This is a genomic window from Burkholderia sp. Ac-20392, from assembly GCF_017104585.1.
GTDB lineage: Bacteria > Pseudomonadota > Gammaproteobacteria > Burkholderiales > Burkholderiaceae > Burkholderia > Burkholderia lata.
The window spans coordinates 1-5,276 of sequence record NZ_JAAGPB010000527.1 but is presented as its reverse complement, the minus strand read 5'-3'; the positions used below and the strand labels follow the sequence as shown (position 1 = coordinate 5,276).

At 67.0% G+C, this 5,276-nt stretch carries 4 protein-coding genes; 1 reads left to right on the top strand and 3 read right to left on the bottom strand.

The annotated features are described in order from the left end of the window. Both G3N99_RS33780 and G3N99_RS33775 read right to left on the bottom strand, forming a co-directional pair. Positions 1 to 2,849 (bottom strand): multidrug efflux RND transporter permease subunit (locus G3N99_RS33780; protein WP_206124537.1); only part of this gene is annotated, 2,849 nt, incomplete at its 3' end. A 20-nt stretch (positions 2,850 to 2,869) separates the two neighbouring features. Beyond that, positions 2,870 to 4,069, bottom strand: coding sequence for a MexX/AxyX family multidrug efflux RND transporter periplasmic adaptor subunit (locus tag G3N99_RS33775; RefSeq protein ID WP_206124536.1), 1,200 nt, complete (start codon positions 4,067 to 4,069; stop codon positions 2,870 to 2,872). 150 nt (positions 4,070 to 4,219) lie between these two features. Between G3N99_RS33775 and G3N99_RS33770 the strand changes: the two genes are divergently transcribed. Then, entirely contained in the window at positions 4,220 to 4,867 is a 648-nt protein-coding gene (locus tag G3N99_RS33770) for a TetR family transcriptional regulator (protein WP_174934216.1), read from the top strand. A 26-nt stretch (positions 4,868 to 4,893) separates the two neighbouring features. Here G3N99_RS33770 and G3N99_RS33765 read toward each other — a convergent pair. Then, on the bottom strand, positions 4,894 to 5,276 hold a 383-nt coding region (locus G3N99_RS33765; protein WP_206124535.1), incomplete at its 5' end, for a hypothetical protein.

The window sequence follows — 5,276 nt, the reverse complement described above, 5'->3', positions numbered from 1 at the left end:
CGCTGCGCGACCAGGTCCTTCGCGACTTCGACGATCAGGATCGCGTTCTTCGCGGACAACCCGATCGTCGCGATCAGCCCCACCTTGAAGTAGATGTCGTTCGGCATCATCCGCAGCGTGACGCCGAGCACCGCGCCGATCACGCCGAGCGGCACGACCAGCATCACCGCGAACGGAATCGACCAGCTCTCGTAGAGCGCCGCGAGCGCGAGGAACACGACGAGCACCGACAGCGCGAACAGCATCGGCGCCTGCGCACCCGACAGCCGCTCCTCGAACGACTGCCCCGACCACGAGAAGCCCGTGCCGGCCGGCAGTTTCCCGGCGAGCCGCTCGATCGCGGTCATCGCCTCGCCGCTGCTGTGGCCTTCCGCGGCCGAGCCGTTGATCGTGAACGACGGAAAGCCGTTGTAGCGCGTGAGCTGCGGCGGCCCGAGCGTCCAGTGCAGCGTGGTGAACGCCGCGAGCGGCACCATCTCGCCGCGCGTGTTGCGCACGCGCAGCTTCTTCACGTCGTCCGGATCGAGCCGGTGCAGCCCGTCGGCCTGCACGATCACGCGCCGCACCTGCGTGCCGTGCATGAAGTCGCCGATATAGTCGGAGCCGAACATCACCGCGAGCGTCGTGTTGATCTCGTCCATCGACACGCCGAGCGCGGACGCCTTCGCGCGATCGATGTCGAGCTTCAGTTGCGGCGCGTCCTGCGTGCCGGCGAACATCAAGTCGGTCAGCGCCGGATCCTTGCGGCCCGTCTCCAGCAACTTCTCGCGCGCGGCGCTGAACGTCGCGTAGTCGAGCCCGCCGCGGTTCTGCAGCCGGAAGTCGAAGCCGCTCGTCGAGCCGAGATCAGGCAGCGCCGGCGAGTTCATCGCGAACACCGTCGTGTTCGGCGTGCTCGCGAAGCGCTCGTTGATACGCGCGACGATCGCCTGCACGTGCGCTTCTTCGCTCTTGCGCTCCTTCCAGTTCTTCAGCGTGACGAAGATCATCCCGCCGTTCGGCCCTTCGCCGTACAGGTTGAAGCCGCCGAGCGCATACGTGAACGCGGTCGGCTCGTCGCGACGGATGGTCGACTCGACTTCCCGCACGCTCTGCATCGTTTCCGCGAGCGGCGTGCCCTGCGGCCGGATCACCATCACCATGAAGTTGCCCTGGTCCTCGTCCGGCAGGAACGCGGTCGGCAGTTGCGTGAGCATCAACCCCGCAGCACCGGTCAGCGCACCGTATACGACGAGCCAGCGCACCGGCTTCTTCAGCATCTTGCCGACGCGCGTCGCATAGCGCTCAGTCGAGCGCGCGACGAAGCGGTTGAACCAGCCGAAGAAGCCGCGCTTCTCGTGATGGTCGCCAGACACGGGCTTGAGCAGCGTCGCGCACAGTGCGGGCGTCAGCGACAGCGCGAGGAAGGCCGAGAAGCCGATCGACACCGCGAGCGACAGCGCGAACTGCCGGTAGATGTTGCCCACCGCGCCGCCGAAGAACGCCATCGGCAGGAACACCGACGTCAGCACCACGGTGATCCCTATGATCGCGCCGCTGATCTGCTTCATCGCCTTGACGGTCGCGTCGTAAGGCCCCAGCCCCTCCTCGACCATCAGCCGCTCGACGTTCTCGACCACGACGATCGCATCGTCGACGAGAATGCCGATCGCGAGCACCATCCCGAACATCGTCAGCACGTTGATCGAGAAGCCTGCCGCATACATCACGCCGAACGTGCCCGCGAGCGCGACCGGCACGACGAGCGTCGGGATCAGCGTCGCGCGCAGGTTCTGCATGAACAGGAACATCACGAGGAACACGAGCACGCCGGCCTCGATCAGCGTCGTGACGACCTTGTTCATCGACACGCGCACGAACGACGACGTCTCGAACGGGATCTGGTACTTCACGCCCGGCGGGAAATACGCGGACAGCTCGTCCATCGTCGCGCGCACGCGCTTCTCGGTGGAGACCGCGTTCGAGCCCGGCGCGAGCTTGATGCCCATCCCGGTCGCGACCTTGCCGTTCACGTACGACGGGTAGTTGTAGTCGTTGCCGCCGAACTCGATGCGCGCGACATCGCGCAGGAACAGCGCGGAGCCATCGGCCTGCGTGCGCAGCGCGATCGCGCCGAAGTCGGCCGGCGTCTTCAGCGGCGCATCGGCGAACACGGTCGCCGCGATCGGCGCGCTGGCCGGCACCGCGGTACGGCCGATGTCGCCGATCGTCACGCGCGCGTTGTGCGCGCGCACCGCCGACGCGATGTCCGACGCGGTGAGGCCTTGCCCGGCTATCTTCACCGGGTCGGGCCAGATCCGCATCGCATATTCGGCGCCCCAGAACTGCACCTTGCCGACACCCTCGACGCGACGCAGCGCCTGCACGACGTTCGCCGACGCATATTCGCCGAGCTGCACGGCGGTCATCCGCCCGTCGTCGGACGTCAGCGACACCACGAGCTGGATGTTGTCGGCGGCCTTCTCGACCTGGATGCCGTCGCGCCGCACGGGTTCGGGCAATCGCGCCTCGACCGTCTTCAGCCGGTTCTGCACTTCGACGGCCGCGAGATCGGCGTTCACGCCCTGCTTGAACGTCAGGTACAGCGACGCCATCCCGGCGCTGCTGGTGGCCGACGTATACATCAGCCCCGGCGCACCGTTCATTTCGCGCTCGATCAGCGCGGTCACCGACTCCTCGACGACCTGCGCGGACGCGCCCGGGTACGTCGCATAGATGCTGACGACGGGCGGCGCGATGTCCGGGTACTGCGCAACGGGCAGCGCGCGGATCGCGAATGCGCCGCCCAGCATGATGAAGATTGCGATCACCCACGCGAAGACGGGGCGATCGATGAAGAAACGTGCCATGGTGGTGTGGTGTTAACCAGTCAGGTTTGACGGGCGGCCGCCTGCGAAGCAGCCGCTGCCGGCGCTGCCTTCGACGGCGGCGCCTGCTCGACGGGCTTGACGGCCGTATCGGGCCCGAACTGCGCGGCGTTGTCGACGATCACGCGCTCGCCGCCCGCGAGGCCGCGCGTGATGCGCCAGTCATGGCCGCTCATCTGGTCGGCTGCGACCTCGACGTCCTTGACCTTGCCGTTCGTGCCGACGACCCGCACCGACGTGCGGTCGGCCGTGCGCAGCAGCGCATCGCGTGGCACGAGGATCGCCCGCTGGTCGACCGCCGTGTCCAGCGCGATTCGCACATAGGCACCCGGCAACAGCTCGCGCTCCGGATTCGGGAACAGTGCGCGCATCGCGACGGTGTCGGTGGTCGGGTCGACCGCGAGATCGCTGAACAGCAGCTTGCCCTTCAGCGGATAGGCGGTGCCGTCGGCGCGCAGCAGCGTCACCGCGATGTCGTGCTGCGCGATGCCCGTCGCACGCCCGCTCTTCACCGCGCGGCGCAGCGCATCGACGTCGGCGGCCGGCTGCGAGAAGTTCACGTAAATCGGATCGAGCTGCTCGACGGTCGTGAGCGGCGTCGCCTCGTTCTGGCCGACCAGCGCGCCTTCGGTCACGAGCGCGCGCCGTGCGCGGCCCGCGATCGGCGCGGTGACGGTCGCATAGTCGAGCTGCAACTGTGCCCGCGCGAGTTCCGCCTTCGCGGACGCGACGTCGGCCTTCGCCTGCGTGTCGTCGGCAACGGCCTCGGTATGGTCGCGCTCGCTCACCGCGCGATCGCGCACGAGATCGTCGTAACGGCGACGCTTGTCGCTCGCCGCGAGTGCGGCGGCCTGCGCCTTCGCGAGCGCACCCTGCGCGGCGTCGCGCGCGGCCTTCAGTGGTGCGGGGTCGATGCGGAACAGCACCGCGCCCTGCTTCACTTCCTGGCCTTCCTCGTAGGTGCGCGCGGTCACGATGCCCGCGACCCGCGCGCGGACTTCCGCCTGCCGGTAAGCATCGAGCCGGCCCGGCAATTCGACGGTCATCGGCACGGCCGTCGGGCGCACCGTCACGACCGTTGCCTGTTTCGCGGCCTCCGGCGCGGCGTCCTTGTCGCCCTTTCCACATCCGGCCAGGGCCAGCACGGCCGCCAGCGCGAACGGTGCCAGTCGGTGGCGCAACAGGGAGCGATTGTTATTCATGTGTGACCTCGGATCGTTCGCCACCGATAAAATGCGGCGGCTCAGGGTGGCCGATTATAATCAGTCACGACTGATTAAATACACGCCACTTCAATCTGACCGTCACACTGTCTCAATAAAACGACAGCGAACTGTAAGGAATTTCAGGACATGGCCCGCAAGACCCGCGAAGAATCGCTCGCCATCAAGCACCGGATCCTCGACGCCGCCGAACTTGTGCTGCTCGAGAAAGGCGTGGCGCAAACCGCGATGGCGGATCTCGCCGAGGCCGCCGGGATGTCTCGGGGCGCCGTCTACGGCCATTACCGCAACAAGATGGAAGTGTGTCTCGCGATGTGCGACCGCGCGTTCGCGCGCACGTCGGAGGGCTTCGACGCGGGCGAAGGACTGCCCCCGCTCGCCACGCTGCGGCGCGCCGCGTCGCACTATCTGCAGGAATGCGGCGAGCCGGGCCCGATGCAGCGCGTGCTCGTGATCCTCTATACGAAGTGCGAGCAGAGCGAGGAAAACGGCGAGTTGCAGCGGCGCCGCATGCTGCTCGAGTTGCAGATGCTGCGGATCACGAAGGCGCTGCTGCGCCGCGCGATCGCGGCCGGCGAAGTCGCCGCCGATCTCGACGTGCACCTGGCCGCCGTCTATCTCGTGTCGCTGCTCGAAGGCGTGTTCGCGTCGATGATCTGGACCAACCGGCTGCGCGGCAACCTGTGGAACGACGCCGAAGCCATGCTCGATGCCGGCTTCGACACCGTGCGCATGTCCACCGCGCTGCGCATCCGCGCGCACAAATTGCCGGACTGATTGAATTTGTCGTAATAAATGCTGATTTAACCCGATTTACCGCACTGCGAAACGAATGAGCTGACCCCCTTTAAAATTTTTAACGTTTCGCGGAACATCGGTAGACTGACGCTGTCATCTTTCTTTAGCGTCTTCGTGATAACCGGGTACGACCCGGTATGCACGCCGCCGTTCGAAGCGGGCCCGCCCCGCGCGTTGGGTCGAACGGAAACGACACGGGCCCCTGGCGGGGCCTGTTTTGTTGCACGCCCGCCGCCCGCCCCGTCGCTGCCCGACGGCTGTGCCGCCGGTGGCCCCTGCCCACACCCCTTTGAACCGCTTTCCTGGATGTGGACACCTTGGTCAAGTCTGCCGCTACCCCTGATGCTTTCGCGCCCGGCCGCGCGCAGCGCATTGCGCGCGCGCTCGA

Bases quoted from the DNA above. Each gene is read 5' to 3' on its own strand.
- G3N99_RS33775 (WP_206124536.1), bottom strand. From the start codon at position 4,069: ATGAATAACAATCGCTCCCTGTTGCGCCACCGACTGGCACCGTTCGCG.
- G3N99_RS33770 (WP_174934216.1), top strand. From the start codon at position 4,220: ATGGCCCGCAAGACCCGCGAAGAATCGCTCGCCATCAAGCACCGGATC.